This window comes from Micromonospora sp. NPDC051296 (genome assembly GCF_040682255.1).
Lineage (GTDB): Bacteria > Actinomycetota > Actinomycetes > Mycobacteriales > Micromonosporaceae > Micromonospora > Micromonospora craterilacus.
Genome location: NZ_JBFBAO010000677.1, coordinates 1 through 1,165 on the forward strand (window position 1 = coordinate 1; position 1,165 = coordinate 1,165).

Below are 1,165 nucleotides of genomic sequence, written 5' to 3' on the forward strand. Positions count from 1 at the left end.
GTGGCCGCGACGTCGATGGCGCACCTCGAACAGATCGTCAACGAACTCGCCGCGTTCGGCAGCACCACCACCAACGTGGTCTACAGCGCCACCCTGCCCTATCGCGGCCCACGGCCGGCGCCGCCCCATCGGTAACCCGGACCCTGCCGCGGCGGGGACCCCGGCCCTCTACGGCCGGGGAGGAACGCCGTCACGGACCGCGGCGTTTCTTGGTTCTCGATGTACTCCTTGACCACCGCCAGCGGCGCGCCGCCGCACGACCCGGCGAAGTACGACGGTGACCACAGGTGCATACGTCGGCGTATGGCTGAAACCGTCACGATCGACCCCCGAACAGCGTGAATGCGGTCGGGTTCCGCCACATCGGGCCCCACCCGCGAGGGCCGAGCGGCACCGAAGCCGACCCTTTTATGTAGGGCGGCCGTCGAGAGTGTCGCGCAGGGCGGGGTTGGCGATGTCCTGGGCCATCGCGCGGGCGAGCGTGAGCTGCTGTGAGCCTTCGGTGCGGCTGCGGTGGATGAGCGCGCGGACGGTGAGTTCGCGCATGGCCGATGCTCCTGCGAGGCGTACCAGTTCGTCGGCCAAGCTGGCGCCTTCGGCGCTGCCGGTAGTGAGCGAGGCTGCGAGGTCGATCAGGCGGGCGCGTATCCACACATACCAGGGTTCGGCGGCGAGGCCGGTCCGGCATGGTGGCAGCGCGTCGCGTCCCTCGTACAGCGCGAGGACGGCCTGGCCATGTGTGACAGCAGCGATCCAGCACTGGTCGCCGGACTCGATGGCCTGCACCCAGGCATAGTCGAGCAGTTCGCGGGCGGTGGACGGGTCGCCCAACGCGACGGCTGCCTCGGCCCGCAGGGACTGCGGGAACGGGGCGAACGCGGTCCAACGTTCGGCGCGGATGATCTTCAGGGACTCGTCGAGTACGTGTGCGGCTTGGGCGTTCTCGTCGCGGAGAAGGTGAATGCGGCCAACCATGGACTGTGACCAGGAGACCTGCCGCCGCTGGCCGCAGCTACGCGCCGTTTCGATGGAGGTGTCGAGTACGCCGAGAGCTGTCTCGTAGTCGCCGGCGTCGGACAGGCTCATGCCGCGTACTCCGAGAATGCGGGCAGCCTCCACTGCGGATGGGCCGTAGGCCTCGGCCCGGCTGAGCCAGTGGTCCACC

General features: G+C 69.4%; 1 protein-coding gene and 1 pseudogene. Both read right to left on the reverse strand.

Annotated features, from left to right (window positions below):
* Positions 1-209: 209 nt before the first annotated feature.
* A pseudogene (locus AB0M52_RS34060) lies at positions 210-287 on the reverse strand (transposase); the annotation flags it as partial.
* A gap of 121 nt (positions 288-408) precedes the next feature.
* A partial coding sequence (locus tag AB0M52_RS34065) for a hypothetical protein (protein ID WP_363962018.1) occupies positions 409-1,165 on the reverse strand: 757 nt, incomplete at its 5' end.